Origin of the sequence: Actinomadura sp. NPDC023710, assembly GCF_040639875.1 — a bacterium.
GTDB lineage: Bacteria > Actinomycetota > Actinomycetes > Streptosporangiales > Streptosporangiaceae > Spirillospora > Spirillospora citrea.
Genome location: NZ_JBFAGB010000004.1, coordinates 240,541 through 261,304, shown reverse-complemented (window position 1 = coordinate 261,304; position 20,764 = coordinate 240,541). Strand labels below are relative to the sequence as shown.

Genomic DNA, 20,764 nt, shown 5'->3' with positions numbered 1-20,764 from the left:
ATCCCGGGACCTGCGGGTCCGCCGGCCGCCGGGACCGTGCGCGACGAGGCGAGGATCGAGATGCACGGTGCACCCGGGGAGAACGGGCCGTTCGAGGCCGCCAGGAAGGCGATCTGGGCGGCCCCGCCGAACGAGGTGATCGCCGTCGCGGCCGCCGTCCTCGGCCGGCACGCCGGCGGTGCGGACACCGAGGTCCTGATGATCGACTACCGGCAGGCGTACCTCGTCCGGACGCTCGCCGCCGGTGACGACGTCCCCGTGGACAACACCCCGCCCGGCCGGGCGTTCGCGTCGCAGCGGATCGTCCGGGAGGACGGGGAAGGGCTCACCCACCTGCCGCTGACCGTGAAGGGGGAGCGGATCGGGATCCTGTCGGTGCGGCTTCCGGACGGCGGGCCGCCCTGGCTGGACGACTTCGCGGGCGTGCTCGCCCGCGCCCTCAAGATCGCCGACCAGGCCACCGACCGGTACCGGCGCCTGCGACGGCGGACGCGGCTGACCCTGGCCGCCGAGATGCAGTGGGATCTGCTGCCCGCGCCCGCCTACCAGGCGTCCGAGCTCGGTTTCGCGGGCCAGCTGGAGCCCGCGTACGCGGTGTGGGGCGACGCGTTCGACTGGGCCACGTCCGGCGAGCGGTTCACGCTGACCGTCAGCAACGGGATGGGGTCGGGCACCGAGTCGGCGGAGCTCACCCATCTGGCGATCAGTGCCCTGCGCAACGCGCGCCGGTCCGGCGGCGACATCGTCGAGCAGGCCGAGCTCGCCGACGAGGCGGTGTTCGGACGGCACCGGGGCGAGCGGCTCGTGGACGCGCTGCTGCTGGAGTTCGACCTCGCCGACGGGCGGGTCCGGGCCATCGACGCGGGCTCACCGAGGATCAGCCGGATGCGGGGCGGCGCGACGGAGCAGATCGGTTTCGTGGCGCAGATGCCGCTCGGGATGTTCGGCGACACCCGCTACGTGCCCCAGGAGTTCGCCGTCGAGCCAGGCGACCGCCTGGTCATCGTCAGCGACGGGGTGCACGCCGCCCGGTCGCCCGCCGGGGTCATGTACGGGGACGCCGGGCTGCCCCAGGCGATGCGCGCCACCCGGCTGCAGGATCCGCCCGAGGCCGTCCGCACCATGGTCCGCCACTACGTCGAATTTCACGAGGGCACCGAGCCGGCCGACGACGCCGTGGTCGTGTGCGTCGACTGGACGGGACGGGACCCGGACGCCGGCAAGGCCGACGCGGCCGGTGAGGACGCCTGACGATCCTGCCGACGCAGCCGTCGATCCGGCGAACGCCGAAGCCGAACGGTCCGTCCTCGCCCGGGTCGGGGGACACGGGCGCGGTGGTGGGGGACGGGGATCAGGAGGCCCTCGCCGGGCTCCGGACCAGCTCACCCGGGGTGCTCAGTCGTCCGGATCTCCGGTGCCCTCTCCGGCACCTTCTTCAGTGCCGGTCGACGGCTGTGCCGGCAGCGTCCACCGGAACGTGGTCCCGGGCGTGACCGTGTCCGGCTCGGCGTGCTCGTCGGCGGCGAGCCAGATGCGGCCGCCGTGGTACTCGACGATCTTCTTGCACAGCGCCAGGCCGATCCCCGTGCCGGTGTACTCCTCGCGCGAGTGCAGCCGCTGGAAGATGAGGAAGATCCGGTCGGCGTAGCGGGGGTCGATGCCGATGCCGTTGTCGGCGCAGCCGAACTCCCACTCGTCCCCGGTGCGGCGGACGTCGATGGTGACGCGCGGCGGCACGCCCTCCCGGCGGAACTTGATCGCGTTGCCGACGAGGTTCTGGAACAGCTGGACCAGCTGGGTGCGGTCGCCGGGCACGTCGGGCAGCTCCGCCACGTCCACCTCGGCGCCGGTCTCCTCGCGCAGCGTGGAGAGGTTGTCCAGCGCCTGCCGGACGACCTCGTCCAGGTCGACGGAGTCCTCGGGGCGCGACAGCCGGCCGACGCGGGAGAAGCTCAGCAGGTCGTTGATCAGGGCCTGCATGCGCTTGGCGCCGTCCACGGCGAACGCGATGTACTGCCGCCCGCGCTCGTCGAGCTGGTCCCCGTACCGGCGTTCGAGCATCTGGCAGAAGCTGGCGACCTTGCGCAGCGGTTCCTGCAGGTCGTGGCTCGCGACGTAGGCGAACTGCTCCAGTTCGCCGTTGGAGCGGCGCAGCTCCTCGGTCTGCTCGTCGAGCCGGCGGGACTTGTCCTCGCTGGTGCGCCACTCCTCGATGATCCGGGCGCGCATCGCGTCGATGATCGCCGCCAGCTCGTTGATCTCCGCCGGGCCGGGGACGTCGAGGCGGTGCCCGAAGTCGCCCTCGGAGACGGCGCGGACGCGTCCGGTCAGGGTCGACACCGGCGTCAGCACGGTCCGGCGGAACAGCAGGGCGAGCAGCAGCGCGGCGGCGACGACCATGGCGAGCGCGGCGAACGTGGACCACTGGGCGGTCCTCGCGCGGGAGTTCAGCTTCGCGGCGGCCCGGTCGTGCAGCGCGGTGATGCCGGTCTGGAGCGGCGTCATGTCGCCGCGCGCCTGCACGAGCAGCCGGCTCGCCAGCCGGCTCTCACCGCGGTCGATGCCCTGACCGCCGGGCCCGGCCGCGACCCGGTCGGCGAACCCCGCCCGCCAGGCGCGCGAGTCGGCGGTCGCCCTGGCGAGGAGCCGGTCGACCTCCTCGTGCCCGGGCACCCCGGCGAGGAGGCGGCGCATGCGGGCGGCGGACGCCGCCTCCTGGCGCACGGCGGCCCGGTACTGCTCGACGTGCTCGCGCCCGCCCTCCTCGGCGTACGCGCGGATGGCGGTGTCCTGGCCGGTCACGGCGGTGGAGAGCCGGAACTGCTCCAGCGTCGCCGGGTCGACGCGCTCGATCAGGACGTCGCGGGCCTGCTCGTTGCCGTACAGCGCCATCCCGGCCTGCACGAACGTGGCCAGCAGAAGGGCGCCGAGGACGGCGGAGCCGATCCGGTAGATCTGGACGAGCCGGACCCGGCCCATCCCCCGACCCTCGGGGATCTGCGCGCCGGGCAGCACGGCGCCCGGTCCGGCGGCCCGCGGCTCCTCGCCGGTCTCGGCGGGCGTGGCGGCGGTCACCGGTCGTCCCCGCGGCTCAGCATCAGCAGAGCGAGGTCGTCGGCCAGGACGTCCCCGTTCAGCCGTTCGGCCTCCGTGATGAGCCCGTCGACGAGCACGTCGCCGTGCCTCCCCTCCTCGTGCGCGGCCTGGGCGAGTCGCAGCAGGCCGTCCACGTCGAGGTGCCCGCCGTCCTCGCCGGCGGACCCCTCGATCAGCCCGTCGGTGTAGAGCAGCAGCCCCCACTCGTCGCCGAGCTCCAGGTCGGCGGCGGGCCATCGGGCGCCCGGGAGCAGCCCGAGCGCCGGGCCCCGGGGCTCGTCCGGGAGGGGCTCCACGCCGCCCGGGGAGAAGAACAGCGGGCACGGATGCCCGGCCCGGTGCACCCGGGCGGTGCGCCGGTCGGGCGCGATCGTCACCATGCAGACGGTCGTGAAGATCTCGTCGCTCCACCGCTCGTGCTGCAGTACGGCGTCGAGGGTGTCGAGGAGGCGCGAGCCCGTGTGCCCGGCGAGGACGAGCGTCCGCCATGCCATGCGGAGCCGGACGCCGAGGGACGCCTCGTCCGCTCCGTGCCCGCTCACGTCGCCGATCACGGCGTGCACCGCGCCGTCGGCGGTCTCCACGGTGTCGTGGAAGTCGCCGCCGAGCAGCGCGCGGTCACGTCCAGGCCGGTAGCGGGTGTGGTGCCGCAGCGCCCGGTCGTGCAGGATCGGCACGGGCAGCAGGCCGCGTTCCAGCCGGGCGTTCTCCCTGCTGAGGGCCCGCGCCTCGACGAGTTGCCGCTCGGACTCGTCGGCGCGCTTGCGCTCGATCGCGTAGCTGATCGCCCGGGTGAGCAGCGCGCCGTCGGCGTCCTGCTTGACGAGGTAGTCCTGGGCGCCGGCGGCGACGGCCGCGACGCCGACGTGGGCGTCGGCGAGGCCGGTCAGCACGAGGACGGCGGTGGTCGGGGCGTGCTCGCGCACCTGGTGGAGGGCGTCGAGGCCCTGCGCGTCCGGGAGGGACAGGTCGACGATGACGCACTGGATGTCGGACCGCAGCGCGGCGAGGGCCTCGGTGAGCGTGGCCGCGACGGTGATCCGCAGGCCGGGCTGCGCCTCGGTCAGCAGCTCCTCGAACAGGAACGCGTCGCCGGGATCGTCCTCGACGAGAAGGAGGTGCGGGGAACCGGCGACACCGAGAAGCCGCTCCGCACCGCGACTGGGCATCGCGGCCATGTCTCAGCTCCTTCTGTCCGGCGTGGCCGGGCCGACGTCAGGTGGGAGGCCCTTGTCATCGAGCAAATGTTAGAGGTATCGGGCGCCCTGGGGGCACGCGGAGCGGCTAAACGGCGCTCTCCCGGCGGAACCTGCTCGCCTTCCGGTAACGATGCCGCCCCCCGCGCCACTACCTCGTGACATGACCTGAACGGACGGACGGAGGAGCACGCGGTGGCAGACGAGGCCCCCGATGAACAGCGCTTCACCGCGATCTACGACGAGTGCCGCCAGCGCGTGTGGGCCTACGCCGCCGCCCGCGCCGGCGGCCAGGTCGCGGACGAGGTGGTGAGCGAGACCTTCGCCGTGGCGTGGCGGCGCCTCGCCGACGTCCCGGACCCGGCGCTGCCGTGGCTGCTCGGCGTCGCCCGGAACGTGCTGCGCGACGGGCACCGCGCGCGGGTGCGCCGCGAGTCGTTCGCGGCCGAACTCGGCCGGTGGGCGCCGCGCCAGACCGGCGACGTCGCCGAGGACGTGGCGGAGCGGCTCGCGGTGCTGCGCGCGATGGCGGCGCTGCCCGAGGGGGACAGGGAGATCCTGATCCTCATCGCCTGGCAGGGCCTGACCCCGCGCGAGGCCGCCCGGGTCGTCGGCTGCTCGCCGGCGGCGCTGCGGGTGCGCCTGCACCGCGCGCGCCGCCGCCTGGTCCGCGCGGCCGAGGACGAGCAGTCCGACGCCCGGACGGCACGCGCCCGACCGGACCCGCCCCACCCGCCCACCCGGGCCGACACGAGACCGGGGCCGGGTGGCGCGGCGGCGCAGGGAGGACGTTCGCAGATCGGGTTCATCAAGGAGGAGACGGCATGAAGGATGTGATGCGGGTGTTGCGGGATGCCAGGCCTGAGGAGATGGGCCCGGGGGCGCCGGTGGACGAGGGCGTGCGGCGGGACGAGCTGGCGCGGGCCATGGCGGCGCCGCGTTCGGAGGCCGGGAGCGCCGCGCCCGTGCGGCGGCGGGTGCGGCCGGCCTGGGGGCTGGGGCTGGCCGGGGTGGCCGCGGCGGGTGCGGTCGCCGCGGCGGCGGTCTTCGTCGCCCCCGGCGGGGACGGGACGGAGCCGGGCAGGCAGGGCGGAGGCGGCGAGCGGGTTCTCGACGCGCGGACCGTCCTGCTCGCGGCGGCCGAGAAGGCGGACGGGCAGACCGAGACGATGCGGGCCTTCTGGCACCAGGTGACGGTCTCGTCCTCCACGTACACGGTCGGGAAGGGCGGCGGCCGCTACGCCGTCACGGTCAGGAGCAGGGCGGAGAGCTGGACGCCGAGCAGGCCCGGCGGCAAGGCGTGGGCCGCGGGGCAGGAACTGGGGGCCAAGCCCGCGACGAAGGAGGACGAGGAAGCGTGGCGGCGTGCCGGGTCGCCCGGCACATTCAAGATCGAAATTCCCGTGGTGCCGGGCGGCAAGGGCCGCCTGAAGGGGTTCACGGTGAAGACGGCGCCCGGTCCGCGCAGTTTCAACGGCTCCGCGCTGGTCGACGGCGACAAGGTGTTCTGGCTGGGCCGGAACGTGACCATGAAGGATCTGCGGTCGCTGCCGTCCGACCCGAAGCGGCTCAAGGCCGAACTGCTGCGCTGGTACAAGGGCCACGACACCGAGTCGAACCGGCCGATGGCGTCGGACCGGTGGCTCTACACCGTGGCGCGCGGACTGGTGATGGACATGCCGGTGAAGCCGGGGGTGCGGGCGGCCGCGTTCCGGATGCTGGCGGGGCTCCCGGCAGTGCGGTCGCTCGGGAAGGTCACCGATTCGCAGGGGCGGACGGGGAACGCCATCGCGGTGGACGAGAAGACGCCGCAGGGCGTGATCCGGGAAGAAATGATCATTGATCTGGCGTCGGGCACCGCGCTGGCCAGCAGGAACGTCATGGTGGCGCCGGCGGCCGGGGCGAGCGTCCCGGTGGGGCGGACGATGAACTCCACCGCCCTGGTCGGCGCCGAATGGACCGATTCCAAGCCGCGCTGACGTCATTGCGGAAGGGACGGTGCCGGCGCGGTGCCGTCCCTTCCCGGCGTTAGTGGCCGGGTTGTGATCAGGCGCTTCTGGGAGTGCGGCGCGCGGTTTTCTGTGCGGCTTTGCGGCCCGCGGCGGCCGCCTTGGCGCGGTTCAGGCTTTCGCGGACCTTGGCGGCGCCGCGCGCCGCGGTCACGGTGTCCTTGGCGCGGCCGGCGTAAACGGCGAGCACCTCGGCGACGGGCGGAGGCTGCCATTCCTCCTTCGCCACGATCGGCAGGACGGGGACGGGTGCGGCGGCGGAGTTTCCGGACACGGGGTTTCCAGTCACGGGGACGAGCGCGAGATGCGATTGGCAGTGCGGGCACTGCACCCCCGGATGGGTGTCTCTGCTCATAACAAGAATCATTACGCGTGGGTCTGACAAAACAACCCCCCGCCTTTAGCGGGCTTCCGGGCGCCTATGTGCTACGGGCGCCCGGGTGGGCGGCGCGGACGCTCCCCATGCGGTTGTCGTGGCGCGTTCGGTCGTCGTGGCGGACCAATGACGCGCCGCAGCACAGCAGCGCGATGATGACGGCGAGCCAGGCCACGGCGCGTCCGGCCCGCAGCCCGTATCCGCAGGTGATCCACAGAAGGTGCAGGCCGGCGCGGCGCCACGGGTCGCGCTCGCCGTGCCGCCGCATCTCCAGCGCGCTGTAACGGAAGTCGCGGGCGAGGCGGTCGTGGTCGGAGTCGGCCGTGGCGCGTGCCAGCGCCAGGTACAGGGTGTGCAGCCGGTCGTCGTGGCCGGCGCCGTCGGCGAGGTCCTCGGCGAGGACGGCACGGTCGCGGCGGCGCAACGGCCGCGGCCTGCGCCGTCCGGGCGCGGTCGCGAACGCGCAGTCGCCCGTGATCCGCAGGGCGTCCGGGCGCCGCAGCCCGAGGAAGCCGCAGCCGCTGAGGTCGACGTCGGCGAGCAGCAGCCGGGTCGCGTCGGCGCGGCGCAGCGAGAGCAGCCGGACGCCGGACGGGCCGGTCCCGGCGGGCTCGGCGAGCCCCTGGATCGGGTGGGCCAGCGCCCGGACGGCGGCCGGGCCCCCGAACACCGCGTCCTCCAGGTCGAGTTCGGCGTGCCGGAGCCGGAAGTCGGCCTCCCCGTGGACGATCGCGCCGCGGGCGATGACCTGGCGCGCCGCCGCGTGCACCCGCAGCCCGCCGTGCACGGACGCGTCCGACAGCGCGATCCGGCCGCCCGCCGCCAGCGGGCCGAGCCAGGCGCCGTGCCGGAACCGCGCCCGCTCGAACCGGGCGTGCCGCGTCACCTGGACGCGTTTGAACGACACGTCGCCGCGGAAGCACGCCCCCTGCATCGCCGCGTCCCGCCCGAACCGCGCGCGGTCGAAGCAGGCCGCGCCCATGAACACGGCGCCGCGGAAGGCGGCGTCGGCGTGCCACCGCGTCGCGCCGAAGAGGGCGTCGCCGGTGAACACGGCCTCCTCGAAGGAGGCGTGCCGGTGGAACCGGGCCTCGTGGAAGGACACGTTGCGCCCGAAGCGCGCCCCCCGGAACGACACGTTGCCGAAGAACCGCGCGTCGTAGAACGACGCGCCGCCGAGGAAGCGGGCGCCGTCGAACGAACTGTCGCCCTCGACGCAGAAGCCGCGCAGTCCCGCGTCCGGGGGCAGCACCGCCCCGTCGAACCGGGTCCGGCCGAGGTGGGGCCGCCCGTCGGGCCCGGTGGCGGCGTCCAGCACCCCGTCCAGCAGCCACGGCGGGACGGTGACGCCGCGCAGGTCGAGATCGGCGCCGGGGCGCAGCGAGCCCATGAACCGCTCGAACTCGCGGGGGCGCAGGTGGGCGGGGCAGCCGCCCAGGTCGACCACGGCCCGGCCGGTGCAGCCGTCGACGGCGGTGCAGCGCGGCCAGAACACCGTGGGCGGCGAAGCCTCGTGAGGAGTCACGGTCTTCGTTCTACCCACGCGGGGGCGCGCAGTGAAGGTCTCCCGGTGGCCAGGTCGTTGCAACCACCCGGCCACGCCCGGCGGGGAGGGAAGGACGGAGTGATCTGCGTGAACCGCGGGAATGATCGACGTATCAGATACATCGATGGAACCCGCAAGTTCGACTTTCGTTAACCTAAGTCAGGGAAAATTCTGGCATGACCGTCAACCCAGGACATGTCCCCCCACAAACCGAGGCGCTGCCCGACGACCGCTTCCTCGACCGGGAGGAGAGCTGGCTGAGGTTCAACCAGCGCGTCCTGGAGCTCGCCGAGGATCCGGGCCTGCCGCTGCTCGAACGCGTCCGCTTCCTGTCCATCTTCTCCAGCAACCTGGACGAGTTCTTCATGGTCCGCGTCGCCGGGCTCGCCCGCCGGATGGCGACCGGCCTGGCCGTCCAGTCCGCGAGCGGCCGCCAGCCCCGCGAGGTGCTGGCGCGCACCGGCGCGGTCGCGCACGAGCTGATGCAGCGGCACGCGTCGTGCTTCCGCAAGGAGATCCTGCCCGCGCTCGAAGACGAGGGCATCGACCTCCTGCGCTGGGACGAGCTGGCCGAGACCGAGCAGGAGCGGCTGCGGCGGCTCTTCCGCGACCGGATCTACCCCGTGCTCACCCCGCTCGTCGTCGACTCCGCGCACCCGTTCCCCTACATCTCGGGCCTGTCGCTGAACCTCGCGGTGATCGTCCGCGACCCGGAGACCGACGCCACGATGTTCGCCCGGGTGAAGGTGCCGCCCCTGCTGCCGCGCTTCTTCGAGGCGTCCCCCGACCGGTTCACGCCGCTGGAGGACGTCATCGCCGCGCACCTCGGGCAGCTGTTCGTCGGGATGGAGGTCGTCGAGCACCACGCGTTCCGGGTCACCCGCAACCAGGACCTGGAGATCGACGACGACATCAGCGAGGGCCTGCTGCAGGCGCTCGAACGCGAGCTGCTGCGCCGCCGGTTCGGCCCCGTCGTCCGGCTGGAGGTCGAGGAGTCGATCTCCGAGGGGGTCCTGGACCTGCTCACCTCCGAGCTGGGGGTGGACGAGGGCCAGATCTACCGCGTCGTCGGGCCGCTGGACCTCGGCGGCCTCGCCGCCATCGCCGACCTGGACCGCCCGGAGCTGAGGTACCCCCCTTTCGTCCCGTCGAAGGAGGCGCTGCCCGAGGACGCGAGCATCTTCAGCGCGATCCGTGAGCGCGACGTCCTCGTCCACCACCCCTACGACTCGTTCACCACGACCGTGCAGCGGCTGATCGAGGACGCCGCGACCGACCCGCGCGTCCTGGCGATCAAGCAGACGCTGTACCGGACGAGCGGCGACTCCCCGATCGTGGACGCGCTGATGAGCGCCGCCGAGGCCGGCAAGCAGGTCGTGGTCGTCGTCGAGCTGAAGGCCCGGTTCGACGAGCGCGCCAACATCGCCTGGGCGCGCAAGCTGGAGACCGCCGGCTGCCACGTCGTCTACGGGTTCGTCGGGCTGAAGACGCACTGCAAGCTCGCGCTGATCGTCCGGCAGGAGTCCGAGGGCCAGCTGCGCCGCTACTGCCACATCGGCACCGGCAACTACCACCCGAAGACCGCCCGCCTGTACGAGGACTTCGGGCTGCTCACCGCCGACCCCGAGGTCGGCGAGGACGTCAGCGCCCTGTTCAACCACCTCACCGGCTACTCGCGGCAGAGCTCCTACCACCGGCTGCTCGTCGCGCCGAACAGCCTGCGCTCCGGGCTCGTCCAGCGGATCGAGCACGAGATCGACAACCGGCGGGCCGGGCACCCCGCCCGCGTCCGGATCAAGTGCAACGCCCTGGTGGACGAGGTGATCATCGACGCGCTCTACCGGGCGTCCCGGGCCGGGGTACCGGTGGACGTCTGGGTTCGCGGGATCTGCGCCCTGCGTCCCGGCGTGCCCGGCCTGTCCGACATGATCCGGGTGCGCAGCGTCCTCGGCCGGTTCCTGGAGCACTCCCGCGTGTTCGCGTTCGAGAACGGCGGCGAGCCGGAGGTGTGGCTCGGCAGCGCCGACCTGATGCACCGCAACCTGGACCGCCGCGTCGAGGCCCTCGTCACCGTCAACGACCGGCCCCAGCGCGACGACCTGCTCGCCCTGATGGACCGGGCCATGGAGGAGGACACCCACGCCTGGGCGCTGGACTCGGAGGGCACCTGGACGCGCAGCCGGGCCCGTCCCGGCGAGATCCTCCAGGACATCCAGACCCACCTGGTGAAGAGCCGCCGGTGGAGGACGATCGATGCCTGACGTCATCAGGGCCGCCGGGGCGCTGCTGTGGCGGGACGGCCCCGAGTTCGCGCTGATCCACCGCCCCCGCCACGACGACTGGTCGCTCCCCAAGGGCAAGGTCGACCCGGGCGAGCACGTGCTGCGCGCCGCCGTCCGCGAGATCGAGGAGGAGACCGGCGTCGTCCCCCGCCTCGGGCGGCGGCTGCCGACCGTCTCCTATCCGATCGGTACCCGGACCAAGCGGGTCGAGTACTGGGCCGCCCGCCCGGTCGCCGTGAGCGCGTTCACCCCCAACGAGGAGGTGGACGAGCTGGTGTGGCTGCCGGCGGAGGAGGCCGAGGCCCGGCTCAGCTACCGGCACGACGCCGACCTGCTCCGCGAGTTCCTGCGGGGGCCGCTCCACACCGCGCCGCTGGTGATCCTGCGGCACGCGCAGGCGGGGGAGAAGAGGGCGTGGCGGGAGGCCGACGAGCTGCGCCCGCTGGACGAGGCCGGCCGCGCCGAGGCGGCGGACCTCGCCGCGCTGCTGCTCTCCTACGGGCCCCTGCGGACTGTGAGTTCGGCGACCGCGCGCTGCCTGGAGACCGTCCTGCCCTACGCGCGGCGCGTCCGCGTGCCCGTAGAGACGGAAGCGGCGTTCACGGTCGGCGAGACCAACCCCGACCAGGCCGTGGAGCGGCTGCTGTCCATGGCGGGCACGCCCGCGCTGGTGAGCACGCACGGCGAGATCGTCTCCGAGCTCATCGCCGGCCTCTGCCGGAAGCTGGGCGAGAAGGTCCCGGACGACACGACCCTCGACAAGGCCGAGTTCTGGACCGTTCACCTGGCCGACGGCACGCTGGCCGCCCTGGAACGCCACACCCCCCGGACGGCGGAGTCCTAGGCACGCCCGCGTCGCTGAACCTGTGCGGCCCGGATCCGCGCGGCCTTTGGTCCGGCGCAGGCCCGGACCCGGGACTCACGCGGGTCTAGAACGACGGGCCCAGCGTCCGTGACCAGGTGGTCGTCAGGAGGTCGCGGGCCTTCTCCGCCTCCGCCTGCTCCCTGCCGTAGAGGACGCCGACCGCGAAGGCGTCCGCGGTCGTGCGGGCGCGGGCGGCGGCCCGTTCGAGGTGCTCCATCGCGATCACGGCGTCCTGGTGGGCGCCGAGGACCTCCTGGATGCGCTTGGTGTCCTTCACCACCCGCTTGGCCGCCGCGCCCAGCACGGGGACCGCCAGCTCGGCCGCGTACCGCGCGCGCTTGGCCGCCTTCCGCGTCTCGTGGCGTGCGAGGTCGGGGTCGGCGGAGGTCTTGATCGACGCGTAGTCCCCGGCCATCCGCTCCCAGGCCCGGGTGACGAGCGCGGGCAGCTCCTTGCGGGCCTTCCTGCCGGCCACGGCCGCCAGCGGCGGGTCGGCGACCAGCCCGTCGAGGCCGTCGAGCAGCGCGAAGTACCGCGCGTCCCGCAGCGCCGAGTTCAGGTGCCGGTACGCGGCCCGCTCGTGCCGCTCCAGGTCGTCCAGGAGGAAGCGCGGCGCCTCCGCGAACCGTATCCGGAGCACCTCCAGGTCGCGGACCTCTCCGAGGGTCTGCGCCACCCACCGCAGCTCGGGCCCGAGCGGCGCGGTCCGCTCCGCGTCCAGGACGGGCCGGTAGCTGCGCAGGACGCTCCTCGTCCGGCGCACGGCCACCCGCATGCGGTGGACGGCGTCGTCCTCGCCCAGCCGCGCCCCGGGGTCGAACCGCAGGATCGCCTCGACCTGCTCGGCGAGGTAGGCCAGCACGACCTCGCCGGTCGTGATCGCAGGGGCCTTTCCGTTGCTGGTCGCCGCCGTGATCCGCGACCGGGCCTCGGCCCGCTGCCGCGCGGCCTCCGACGGCGCGACGCCGTCCCCGAGCAGCCTCGCCAGTTTGGACGCCGACTTGGCCTTCTTCGCGCCGGACTTGCGCAGGCGCTTGCCCGCGGCCTTCAGCAGCTCCGGCGTGCCCGTGCCGAGCTCGACCTCGATCTCCCGCCACCGCTCGGGCTCGGCCTCGCGCCCGCGCCCGGTCACCAGGTCGTCGGCGACCTCCGCGAGGGCCTCGCCGTCCGCGCCGAGCAGGCGCACGACCGTCCGGCGGGTCTCCAGGGTCGCGACGGGTCGCAGCTCCGCCCCGCGGGTGTGCGCCGCGACCAGCGCGGACAGGCGCGCCGGGACGAGGAGGGGCCGCCCGAGGGGTGCCCGGAACTCGTGCTTCTCGTCCTGCCCGGCCGGCATCTTCAGGTGCCAGCCCGCGTCGGGCCCGCCCCGGCGCCGCCGCAGCGTGATCTTGTTGGCCGCCAGGCGCAGGTCCGCGGTGTCGAAATAGGTGGCGTGCAGCTCCCGGACCTCCGGCTCCCCGACCGACGCCACGCCGGTGAGCCCGTCCAGATCCGGCAGGACGAACCCGGCCGAGGCGTCGTACTTCTGCTCGATCTCCAGATGCCGCTCGGCCACGCGCTGCTCCTCAGGATGGGTGACAATCGGGAAACACACCCAGGTAGCCAGCATTCCACGCCAAGGTGAACACCAACAGAATCCTTCCCCGGCGGCTACGGAACCAGGACCGCGCGGCAGGCCGTGATGATCAGCTCGTCGACCTCCGGCGGCGGGGCCCGGCGGTCGAGCAGGTGGCGGTGGACGGCGCCGTAGGGGACGTCGACCGTGGCGAAGACCACGCGCTCGCGGTCGACGCCGCGGCGCCGGGCGAACGCGGTCAGCGCGTCCGCCGTCCGGGCGTTCAGGGCGTCGAGGGGGCCGGCCAGTTCGGCGGGCCAGGCGGTGGCGAGGTCTCGGCGGCGGTGCAGGAGCAGGACGGCCGCCTCGGCGGGGTGCCCGCGGCACCAGCGAGGCGTGTGCAGGGCGGCCGCCACGGCGTCGCCCGCGTCCAGGGCCGCCACGAAGCCCTCCTGGAAGCGGCGGACGCAGCGGGTCCACAGGGTGGCGAGCAGCAGGTCGCGCGACCCGAAGCGGTGGTACAGCGAGCCGGACGGGGCGCCGAGGCGCTCGGCGATGGCGGCGATCGTCGCGGCGGACGGCCCGCCCTCGGCCGTCACCGCCAGCGCCGCGTCGAGGATCCGGTCCTCGCCGAACTTGGCCGGTCTTCCCATGCGCGCCCTCCGATGATAGTAGTGAGGACATTCTAGAACATAGCCTCTAAAAAGGAGCGGCCATGACGGCGTCCGAGATCGTTCGGGGTTTCTACACCGCGACCCAGGCGGCCGACGGGGCGGCGATCCTCGCGCTCCTCCACCCGGAGTTCGAGGCGCACACGGCGCCCGGGCTGCCGTGCGGCGCGGGCGGCGCCTTCCGCGGCCCCGAGGAGACCCTCGTGCGGGTGTGGGGAGCGGTCTTCACCGAATTCGACACGGCCCCCTACGCCGAGACCTGGCATGAGACCGGTGACGGCCTTGTCGTGGTGACCGGGCGCTACCGGGGGACGGCCAGGGCGACCGGCCGTTCGTACGAGGCGGAGTTCGCGCATCTCTGGCGGGTCACGGAGGGCAGGATCTCCTGGCTGCACCAGTACACCGACACGGCCCGGTGGCGGGACGCCCTCGTCCCGTGACGCGGTCTCGCCTGGCGGGCTCAGGCGAGGTGGTACTTCATCCCCATGTGGGACGGGCGGAAGCCGATCTTCTGGTAGAAGCGGATCGCGTCGGGGCGCTGGCGGTCGGTGGTGAGCTGGACGACGCGGCAGCCGCGGGCGCGCGCCCGGTCGATGGCCCAGGTGATCATGACTTGGCCGAGCCCGGCGCCGCGCTGCTCGGCGGCCACGCGGACGCCCTCGATCTGGGCGCGCTCGCCGCCGGTGTAGGTGAGGCCGGGGATGAAGGTGAGCTGGAGCGTGCCGGCGACCGCGCCGGCGATCTCGGCCACGACCAGTGTGTTGTTGGGGTCCTTCTCGATCGCGGCGAACGCTCGGAAGTAGGCCTCCGGTATCTCCTCACCCGGTGTTTCGCGGGTGGATCCCAGGGGATCGTCGGCGAGAAGCCGGACGATCTCGGGCAGATCGTCGACCGTCGCCTCGCGGAAGGTCACTTCTTGATCACTCTGCACACCTCCAAGGTTATCGGGGCGCTAAGTTGCAGCGTTCGCTCATGTCTTGTAGTACTACGATGTGTAGTACTACGCTGAGTGGAGACCCCCCGGCTCGGACGGCGGTCTCATCGCCGCGCAGGGAGAAGGCAATGCACAACACAGGGTCAATGCACCACACCCAGTCAATGCACAACACCGAGAACGAGGAACACTGGACCGACCACGCCATCTGCCGCGGCGCGGATCCCGACCTGTTCTTCCCGATCGGCTACTCCGCGCCCGTGCTCCAGGCCCAGGAGGACGCGGCCAAGGAGATCTGTTCGCACTGCCCCGTGCGCGCCGACTGCCTCGCGTGGGCGCTGCGGGTGGGCGAGCCCGACGGCGTCTGGGGCGGGACGACCCCCGAGGAGCGGCGCTACCTGCGCCGGACGGCCGACGCCCCGGCGCGGCGGCCGCTGCCGGTGATCGTGGTGCGCGGCGACGCCTCCGAGTCGGAGCACGCGTCGGCCGCCTAGCGGGCCGCTCGGGCGGCACCCGGACGAAGGGGCCGCCCCGCAGGAAGGCCACCGGCACCTTTCGACCGTCCGGTGCGTTGGGGGAGTCAGGGACGCACAGACTTTACGGTGGCTGACATGAGCTTTACCCCCGACCGGCAACGTTCCGAGGGCCTGGCGAAGCACGGTGTCCGCGCCCTGGGGTCGGCGGTGCTGATCCTCACGGTGACCATCGTGATGTGGGTGCTGGAGGCGTTCGACTACACGACGAACGGCTGGCTCGACCGGTTCGGGATCCAGCCGCGCGACGTGAACGACCTGCCGGACATCTTCACGGCGCCGTTCATGCACGCCGGCTTCGGGCACCTGACGGCCAACACGGTCCCGTTCCTGATCCTCGGGTTCGCCGCGGCGGCGCGGGGCATCGCCAAGTTCCTCGCCGCCAGTCTGATCATCATCGTGGTCGGCGGGCTCGGGGTGTGGTTCCTCAGTCCCGCCAACACCCTCGGGTCCAGCATCCTGATCTTCGGGTTCTTCGGCTACCTGGTGGGACGCGGGATCTTCGAGCGGCGGCTGCCCGACATCGCCATCGCGGTCGCCGTCGTCGCCGTCTACGGGACGATGCTGCTCGGCGTCCTCCCGAGCGATCCCACCGTCTCCTGGCAGGGCCACCTCTTCGGCCTGCTCGGCGGCGTCCTCGCCTCGTGGTTCCTGCGCCGCGGCAAGATCGAGGCCCCCCGGGGAGCATCCGGCTGACGCCGGCCGCCCGCCGCGTGCAGGCGAAGCGGGAGCGGAGGCTCTCCGCGAGCAGGGCCCTGAGCGCCGCCCGATCGCCATCCCGGGTATGTCGCTAAAAATCCCTTTTGCGGAGAATGGATGTCAATCTGGTGACTCCATTGTTTTGTCGTTGCCATGGCTCTTCTTGATTTTCGCCGGGTATCGGTCACCCCGAGGCGGGCGAGCTCGCCCACCAGGGGGAACGAGCAGGGGGAGAAGGATGAGCGTGCGAAGAGCGATGGCCGTAGCGGCCGCCGGGGCGGCCGCGGGGGCGTTCGTCGTGATGGGGTCGGGGGCGGCGGAGGCGCGGGCGGATACGCAGCTCTGCGAATACTCCGTCACGGCCCGGGACGGACTCAACGTCCACGAGCTGCCGAGCGTGCACGCGAAGATCGTGGGCGTCCTGAAGTACCAGCAGAAGCCGTGGGCCGACTGCAAGAAGGAAGGGTTCACCGAGATTCGCGGCAACGTCCCGGTCCAGCTCCGGCACGGGTTCATCGACGTCAAGTACCTGCACAGGATCCGCGTCATCCCCACCGGCGGCGTGGAGACGGGCGCCGGCGGCACGTCCACTGGCACGTTCGCCGGCATGGACTCCGCGCTCGCCGCGGCGGGGCTGGCCACCGTCCTCGCCGGCGGCGGGATGGCGCTCGCGGCACGGCGACGGGCGACCGGTCCCGCCTGATCGGCGCGGCGGCGACGGGGCGGTACGGCCTCGGCCCCGTCGGTCCTGACGCGTGAGGGGCGGCCGCGTCGCCGTGGCGCGGCGACGCGGCCGTCAGCTCCGCGAAGGGTTCGGCCTGACGGTGACGTCCGAGACGACCGCGTCCCGGGGCGTCTCCAGCGCGGCGACCAGCACGCGCGCGACGGTGGCGGGAGCCGCGAAGTCGTCCTCGGCGTAGGGGTGGCCCTCCTGGGCGCGCACGCTGCGCTGCATCTCCGTGGCCGTCCGCCCCGGGTAGACGGTCGTGACGCGCAGGGACGGCTCCTCCGCGCGCAGCGAGTCGGCCAGCGCGCGCAGGCCGAACTTGCTCGCCGCGTACGCCGACCATTCGGGGTTGGCGCGCAGCCCGGCGGTGGAGTTGACGAACACCACGTGCCCCTCGGCGGCGCGCAGCGCGGGCAGCAGCAGCCTCGTCAGCTCCGCCGCCGACACCAGGTTGACCGACAGGTGCTCCAGCCATTCGTCGGCCTCGGTGCCGGCGACCGTCCCCAGATGCACCATCCCCGCCGCGTGGACGACGCCGTCCAGCCGGGCGGGGATCCCGGCCGCCGCGAGCCGCGCCTCGATGCGCCGCGGCTCGGTCAGGTCGAGTGCGATCGTGCCGATGGACGCCGCGCGCGGCGGCGAGGCGACCGCTCCCCGGTTGATGACCTGCGTGGCCGCGTGCGCGCCTCCGCGCAGCGTCGCGGCGAGTTTGTCCAGGCGCTCGGCGGAGCGGCCGGTGAGAAGGAGGTCGTGCCCGCGCTCGCGCAGCAGCTCCGCCACCGCCGTGCCGATGCCGCCCGTCGCGCCCGTGATCAGATACGTGCCCATGGCGTCCCATTCTCGTGGATTCCTACCCCGGATGGACGCCCGGGGCGGTGCCCTGGTTCGGTTCCGCCCCGGGACGGTCCGCGGCTCAGTTCGGGCGCAGCACCCGCGTCGCCCCGGCGATCAGCGCCGTCACCAGCACCCACCCCGTCGCGACCAGCGCGTACGCCACCCAGCGGGACCAGTTCACCGCGTCGTAGGACAGCTGCTGCCCGAACGTGTCGAGCGGGATCAGCAGGTCCAGGGTGTAGATCAGAGCGTGGAAGGAGGGCAGCTCGTCCGGCGGCTTGACCGCGCGGGGATGCTCGATCGAGAACACCGTCGTCCCGACGGCCAGCAGTGCGGCGAACCACGCGAACGCCAGCCAGGGCCGGTAGCCGAACCCCACCGTCCAGTCGAGCACGTGGTTCCACGCCCCGGGGACCGGATGCAGCCCGCGGCGGCGCGCCCGCAGCTTGGCGAGCTGGACCTTCCGGGCCAGATCGTCGTGGCCGATGCTGTGGTACCAGCTGGCGAGCTGCTCGTACGGCTGGAGGTGGAACTCCGCGTCCCGCGACACCCAGCTGAGCCGGTCCTTGAACTCGGCGCCGCGCAGCGTCTGGTACGTCATGCCGTTCAGGTACAGCTCGTCCGGCCAGATGTCCGGATGGTCCATGACCAGGTCGATCCTGGAGTACGACAGCGACACCCGGCCCTTGATCCGTTCCGCCGGCCACAGCAGCAGCTCGTCGGCCTGCATGTGGCTGGCGTGCAGCGCCATCCGGGCCGGGTCGGAGGAGTCCAGGCGGCTGCGGGAGAACGACAGGACGCCGTTGATGCGGGCGCTGCGCAGGCGGATGGTGCCGAGCGTGCTGAACCCGTGGCTCAGCTCGGCGGTGTCCTCGACGACCATGTTCTGCGCGTCCAGGGCGATGCGGCCCGGGTTGGTGAGCGTCGTGCGCTCCATGAACAGCCCGCCGTTCATCCGCGCGCCCACGAACCGCATCCCGCCGGTGATCTCGGCGTCCCTGATGAACGCCCCGGCGTCCACGACGAGGGCGCCGCCGGAGACCGCCCACTTCTCCGGCGCGGACGCGGTGACCCGCGTCCCGTTCATCCGCAGGCCGCCGAGGATCTGCGCCCGCGGCAGCCGGACCTCCCCCTCGATCTCGGAGCCGGACAGGCTGAGGAAGCCGTCCGCGCGCAGGCCGCCGCCGTCGAAGCCGGGCATCCGGCAGTCGGAGAACCGGAGCTGGCGCGTCTCGGCGTTGGCGAACACCGGCTCCTCGACGAGCCGGCAGTCCTCCAGCAGCAGCTCGGCCTCGACGCGGCCGCCCGCGACGTCCAGCCGCCCGGTGACGTAGGCGCCGCGGAGCCGGACGGCCGCGACCGCGCCGGGACGGGGCTCGCACTCGCCGAGCAGCAGCCGGGTGATGATCTCGGCGCGGACGATGCGGTCGGGCAGGGGGCCGGCGGGGCGGTCGTCGCCGAGGACGACGGCCGAGCCGTTGGGGAACGCCGTCCACAGGCGCCGTTCCGCGTCGCTCAGTCCGGGGGGCAGGGGCACGGGACCTCTTTCTACGCGGAGATCCCCTTCGCGATCAACATCGCGAAGGGGATCTCCGATGAGCGGCCGGACGGCTGGACGGCGATCAGAAGAAGCCCCGCCGGCGCCCGGCGTCCCGCAGGAAGCCGTCGAGCTGCTGCTCCCAGTTGGTGTGCTCGACGGTCGCGTAGTCGACCGTGAACCGGCTGAACGCGTCATGTCCCTCGGTGAACACCCCGCCGCGCTTGTCGAGCTCCAGCACGACCTCCATCGACTGCGGGTAGGACACGAACGTCACTTCGAGCTGCTTGATGCCGCGCGCGTACTGCCCCGGCGGATAGAACTCGATCTCCTGGTAGAAGGGCAGCTCCTGGTGGACGCCCCAGATGCGGCCCTTCTCGCAGTCGGCGTTGCGGAACTGGAAGCCGAGGTTGGAGAACGCCACGAGGAGGCGCTCCTGCGCGGGCAGCGGGTGGACGGCGATCGGGTCGAGGTCGCCCGGGTCGACCGCGCCCGCCACCTCAAGCTCCGTCGCGATCCCGACCGTCGTGCCGTGCAGCTGCCGCCCGTACATGTGGGTGAGCGGCGCCTCCCACGGGATCGGGAACTGGAACGGGATGCTGTGCCGCGCGCCCTCCTGCAGGCTGAACCCGCCCGCGACCGGCAACTTGGCGTACTCCAGGTTGGAGCTGTACTCGTTGTCGCCCGACTCGACCTCGACCTTGGTGCGCAGGGCGAGATTCACCGACGTGATGTCGGAGTTGAACTGGCCTCCGATGATGGCGATCTCGCCGGTGACGACGCCGCCGGGCGTCGTGTTCGGGTCGTGCAGAACCGTCTCGATCGAGGGGCCGCCGATGCCCATCGCCTGACGCAGCTTCTTGAAGACCAAGGTCCGTCCTCCCGTGTTCGAGCGACTCCCCGCGCTCTCGTCCCATAGACGCTGTTACGGGAGATTACGTTCCGGGAACCTGGCCTACCTGCGATGGCGGTGGCCGTTCCTGGCCGTTCGTGCTGCTCTTCCGTCCTGCCGGTCAGTGGCCGCCTCCGGCGAGGTTCAGCCCGACGACCCCGAGGACGATGAGGGCGAGCGCGACGATGCGGGTCGCGGAGACCTCGTCGCCCATGACGAGCATGCCGAGGGTCGCCGTCCCGACGGCCCCAATGCCGACCCAGACGGCGTAGGCGGTGCCGACCTCCAGGTGCTTGAGGGCGACGGTGAGCAGGCCGAAGGACGCTACGGCGAACACGAGGAATCCCGCCGACTCCAACGGCTGGGTGAAGCCCTTGCTGGCCTTCAGGCACAGGGCCATAGCGACCTCGAAGAGGCCGGCGACGATGACGAGGATCCAGGCCATGGTGGCGCTCCCGGAGAACGAGACGAGTACTGTCACGCGCCGTCTTCGCGTTCCGGGTACGGCGCACCTCGTCCGGGAGAAGCCCCGTTCTGAGCGTGGCCCTCACCTCCCCCAACGGCCCGGGAACGGGCGATGTTCCCCGCGCCGGAAATGGTGCGGCCCCGCACGCATCGCCGATGAGCGCTTGCCCCGGCCGCCTGTTGCGGGTCCGTGGGCTTGCCGGACGGCTCTCCATGAGCCTCCTCATCCTCTGGGGCCCGCGCAGGTGAGGCCTGCGCGGACGATCGGATGCGGAGCTCCGCCGCGGTAGCCGCGGTGACGCACTCACAACGGAGAGACCCGTGGCAAACGAAAGCGCCCAGAACCCCGAGGCTCACGAGGCCGGGCAGAACATGGACGCCGCGCAGACCGACCTGTACCAGGCCGGTCAGGCGTACCTGAAGGACCCGACCCCGGAGAACAAGACGGCCATGGACGAGGCGCACGACAAGGCGACCGAGACCACGGCCGAGGCTCGCCGCCTCACCGGCGGAAGCCAGTGACACCCGGGCGGTAGCGAGCCGGCTC

General features: G+C 72.8%; 21 protein-coding genes and 1 riboswitch. Of the genes, 10 read left to right on the top strand and 11 right to left on the bottom strand.

Translation table 11 applies throughout. The features are described from left to right. Positions 1–60 precede the first annotated feature (60 nt). Positions 61–1,251: a PP2C family protein-serine/threonine phosphatase gene (locus AB0H37_RS06955; protein WP_329096710.1), complete on the top strand. Its 1,191-nt coding sequence runs from the start codon at positions 61–63 to the stop codon at positions 1,249–1,251. A 144-nt stretch (positions 1,252–1,395) separates the two neighbouring features. On the opposite strand, the gene AB0H37_RS06950 is transcribed toward AB0H37_RS06955, so the two are convergent. Both AB0H37_RS06950 and AB0H37_RS06945 read right to left on the bottom strand, forming a co-directional pair. Continuing rightward, positions 1,396–3,075: an ATP-binding protein gene (locus AB0H37_RS06950; protein ID WP_329096709.1), complete on the bottom strand. Its 1,680-nt coding sequence runs from the start codon at positions 3,073–3,075 to the stop codon at positions 1,396–1,398. Beyond that, positions 3,072–4,274, bottom strand: coding sequence for a SpoIIE family protein phosphatase (locus AB0H37_RS06945; protein WP_329096706.1), 1,203 nt, complete (start codon positions 4,272–4,274; stop codon positions 3,072–3,074). Before AB0H37_RS06945 ends, AB0H37_RS06950 begins: the two co-directional genes overlap by 4 nt. A 213-nt stretch (positions 4,275–4,487) precedes the next feature. Between AB0H37_RS06945 and AB0H37_RS06940 the strand changes: the two genes are divergently transcribed. Both AB0H37_RS06940 and AB0H37_RS06935 read left to right on the top strand, forming a co-directional pair. Beyond that, the gene (locus tag AB0H37_RS06940) at positions 4,488–5,120 is read left to right on the top strand and encodes a sigma-70 family RNA polymerase sigma factor (protein WP_360611807.1); all 633 of its coding nucleotides are present in this window, start codon (positions 4,488–4,490) and stop codon (positions 5,118–5,120) included. After that, complete coding sequence (locus AB0H37_RS06935; protein ID WP_360611806.1) at positions 5,117–6,271, top strand: CU044_5270 family protein; 1,155 nt, start codon at positions 5,117–5,119, stop codon at positions 6,269–6,271. The genes AB0H37_RS06940 and AB0H37_RS06935 overlap by 4 nt, the downstream gene beginning before the upstream one ends. Before the next feature lie 67 nt (positions 6,272–6,338). Here AB0H37_RS06935 and AB0H37_RS06930 read toward each other — a convergent pair whose 3' ends face one another. Further along, a complete protein-coding gene (locus AB0H37_RS06930; RefSeq protein WP_258944924.1) occupies positions 6,339–6,575 on the bottom strand; it encodes a hypothetical protein in 237 nt (78 codons plus the stop codon). A gap of 145 nt (positions 6,576–6,720) precedes the next feature. Further along, a complete protein-coding gene (locus AB0H37_RS06925) occupies positions 6,721–8,202 on the bottom strand; it encodes a pentapeptide repeat-containing protein (RefSeq protein WP_360611805.1) in 1,482 nt (493 codons plus the stop codon). A 197-nt stretch (positions 8,203–8,399) separates the two neighbouring features. On the opposite strand from AB0H37_RS06925, the gene AB0H37_RS06920 reads away from it, so the two are divergent. Continuing rightward, the gene (locus AB0H37_RS06920; protein WP_329096698.1) at positions 8,400–10,484 is read left to right on the top strand and encodes an RNA degradosome polyphosphate kinase; all 2,085 of its coding nucleotides are present in this window, start codon (positions 8,400–8,402) and stop codon (positions 10,482–10,484) included. After that, positions 10,477–11,349 carry an NUDIX hydrolase gene (locus AB0H37_RS06915; protein WP_179831807.1) on the top strand — a complete coding sequence of 291 codons (873 nt, stop codon included), beginning with the start codon at positions 10,477–10,479 and terminating at the stop codon, positions 11,347–11,349. The genes AB0H37_RS06920 and AB0H37_RS06915 overlap by 8 nt, the downstream gene beginning before the upstream one ends. Positions 11,350–11,434: 85 nt before the next feature. On the opposite strand, the gene AB0H37_RS06910 is transcribed toward AB0H37_RS06915, so the two are convergent. Further along, positions 11,435–12,925, bottom strand: a complete 1,491-nt coding sequence (locus tag AB0H37_RS06910; RefSeq protein WP_360611804.1) for a CYTH and CHAD domain-containing protein — start codon at positions 12,923–12,925, stop codon at positions 11,435–11,437. 95 nt (positions 12,926–13,020) lie between these two features. Next, on the bottom strand, positions 13,021–13,578 hold the full coding sequence (locus AB0H37_RS06905; RefSeq protein ID WP_329096694.1) for a TetR/AcrR family transcriptional regulator: 558 nt from the start codon (positions 13,576–13,578) through the stop codon (positions 13,021–13,023). A 62-nt stretch (positions 13,579–13,640) separates the two neighbouring features. Between AB0H37_RS06905 and AB0H37_RS06900 the strand changes: the two genes are divergently transcribed. Then, the gene (locus AB0H37_RS06900; RefSeq protein ID WP_360611803.1) at positions 13,641–14,036 is read left to right on the top strand and encodes a nuclear transport factor 2 family protein; all 396 of its coding nucleotides are present in this window, start codon (positions 13,641–13,643) and stop codon (positions 14,034–14,036) included. Between the two features lie 20 nt (positions 14,037–14,056). On the opposite strand, the gene AB0H37_RS06895 is transcribed toward AB0H37_RS06900, so the two are convergent. Further along, complete coding sequence (locus AB0H37_RS06895) at positions 14,057–14,509, bottom strand: GNAT family N-acetyltransferase (protein ID WP_329098442.1); 453 nt, start codon at positions 14,507–14,509, stop codon at positions 14,057–14,059. Positions 14,510–14,694: 185 nt separating this feature from the next. Between AB0H37_RS06895 and AB0H37_RS06890 the strand changes: the two genes are divergently transcribed. From AB0H37_RS06890 to AB0H37_RS06880, 3 genes are all read left to right on the top strand, one after another. Continuing rightward, positions 14,695–15,024: a WhiB family transcriptional regulator gene (locus AB0H37_RS06890; RefSeq protein WP_329096691.1), complete on the top strand. Its 330-nt coding sequence runs from the start codon at positions 14,695–14,697 to the stop codon at positions 15,022–15,024. A gap of 117 nt (positions 15,025–15,141) precedes the next feature. After that, complete coding sequence (locus AB0H37_RS06885) at positions 15,142–15,759, top strand: rhomboid family intramembrane serine protease (RefSeq protein ID WP_179831812.1); 618 nt, start codon at positions 15,142–15,144, stop codon at positions 15,757–15,759. Positions 15,760–16,000: 241 nt separating this feature from the next. Continuing rightward, positions 16,001–16,465: a hypothetical protein gene (locus tag AB0H37_RS06880; protein WP_329096689.1), complete on the top strand. Its 465-nt coding sequence runs from the start codon at positions 16,001–16,003 to the stop codon at positions 16,463–16,465. Positions 16,466–16,558: 93 nt separating this feature from the next. Here the strand turns inward: AB0H37_RS06880 and AB0H37_RS06875 are convergent, their stop codons facing one another. The 4 genes from AB0H37_RS06875 to AB0H37_RS06860 form a co-directional block, all read right to left on the bottom strand. Continuing rightward, on the bottom strand, positions 16,559–17,317 hold the full coding sequence (locus tag AB0H37_RS06875) for an SDR family oxidoreductase (RefSeq protein ID WP_179831814.1): 759 nt from the start codon (positions 17,315–17,317) through the stop codon (positions 16,559–16,561). 85 nt (positions 17,318–17,402) lie between these two features. After that, positions 17,403–18,860: a hypothetical protein gene (locus tag AB0H37_RS06870; protein ID WP_329096686.1), complete on the bottom strand. Its 1,458-nt coding sequence runs from the start codon at positions 18,858–18,860 to the stop codon at positions 17,403–17,405. A gap of 85 nt (positions 18,861–18,945) precedes the next feature. After that, entirely contained in the window at positions 18,946–19,731 is a 786-nt protein-coding gene (locus AB0H37_RS06865; RefSeq protein WP_179831816.1) for a sporulation protein, read from the bottom strand. Positions 19,732–19,873: 142 nt separating this feature from the next. After that, positions 19,874–20,197, bottom strand: coding sequence for a multidrug efflux SMR transporter (locus tag AB0H37_RS06860; protein WP_179838293.1), 324 nt, complete (start codon positions 20,195–20,197; stop codon positions 19,874–19,876). A gap of 33 nt (positions 20,198–20,230) precedes the next feature. Then, a riboswitch (guanidine-III (ykkC-III) riboswitch) is annotated at positions 20,231–20,302 on the bottom strand. A gap of 236 nt (positions 20,303–20,538) precedes the next feature. Here AB0H37_RS06860 and AB0H37_RS06855 point away from each other — a divergent pair. After that, positions 20,539–20,739: a hypothetical protein gene (locus tag AB0H37_RS06855; RefSeq protein ID WP_179831817.1), complete on the top strand. Its 201-nt coding sequence runs from the start codon at positions 20,539–20,541 to the stop codon at positions 20,737–20,739. The last annotated feature ends 25 nt before the right edge of the window (positions 20,740–20,764 follow it).

Excerpts from the sequence above, each read along its gene's own strand:
- AB0H37_RS06955 (WP_329096710.1), top strand. The coding sequence starts at position 61 with ATGCACGGTGCACCCGGGGAGAACGGGCCGTTCGAGGCCGCCAGGAAG.
- AB0H37_RS06945 (WP_329096706.1), bottom strand. The coding sequence starts at position 4,274 with ATGGCCGCGATGCCCAGTCGCGGTGCGGAGCGGCTTCTCGGTGTCGCC.
- AB0H37_RS06935 (WP_360611806.1), top strand. The coding sequence starts at position 5,117 with ATGAAGGATGTGATGCGGGTGTTGCGGGATGCCAGGCCTGAGGAGATG.
- AB0H37_RS06920 (WP_329096698.1), top strand. The coding sequence starts at position 8,400 with ATGACCGTCAACCCAGGACATGTCCCCCCACAAACCGAGGCGCTGCCC.
- AB0H37_RS06915 (WP_179831807.1), top strand. The coding sequence starts at position 10,477 with ATGCCTGACGTCATCAGGGCCGCCGGGGCGCTGCTGTGGCGGGACGGC.
- AB0H37_RS06905 (WP_329096694.1), bottom strand. The coding sequence starts at position 13,578 with ATGGGAAGACCGGCCAAGTTCGGCGAGGACCGGATCCTCGACGCGGCG.
- AB0H37_RS06900 (WP_360611803.1), top strand. The coding sequence starts at position 13,641 with ATGACGGCGTCCGAGATCGTTCGGGGTTTCTACACCGCGACCCAGGCG.
- AB0H37_RS06890 (WP_329096691.1), top strand. The coding sequence starts at position 14,695 with ATGCACAACACCGAGAACGAGGAACACTGGACCGACCACGCCATCTGC.
- AB0H37_RS06885 (WP_179831812.1), top strand. The coding sequence starts at position 15,142 with ATGAGCTTTACCCCCGACCGGCAACGTTCCGAGGGCCTGGCGAAGCAC.
- AB0H37_RS06880 (WP_329096689.1), top strand. The coding sequence starts at position 16,001 with ATGAGCGTGCGAAGAGCGATGGCCGTAGCGGCCGCCGGGGCGGCCGCG.
- AB0H37_RS06875 (WP_179831814.1), bottom strand. The coding sequence starts at position 17,317 with ATGGGCACGTATCTGATCACGGGCGCGACGGGCGGCATCGGCACGGCG.
- AB0H37_RS06860 (WP_179838293.1), bottom strand. The coding sequence starts at position 20,197 with ATGGCCTGGATCCTCGTCATCGTCGCCGGCCTCTTCGAGGTCGCTATG.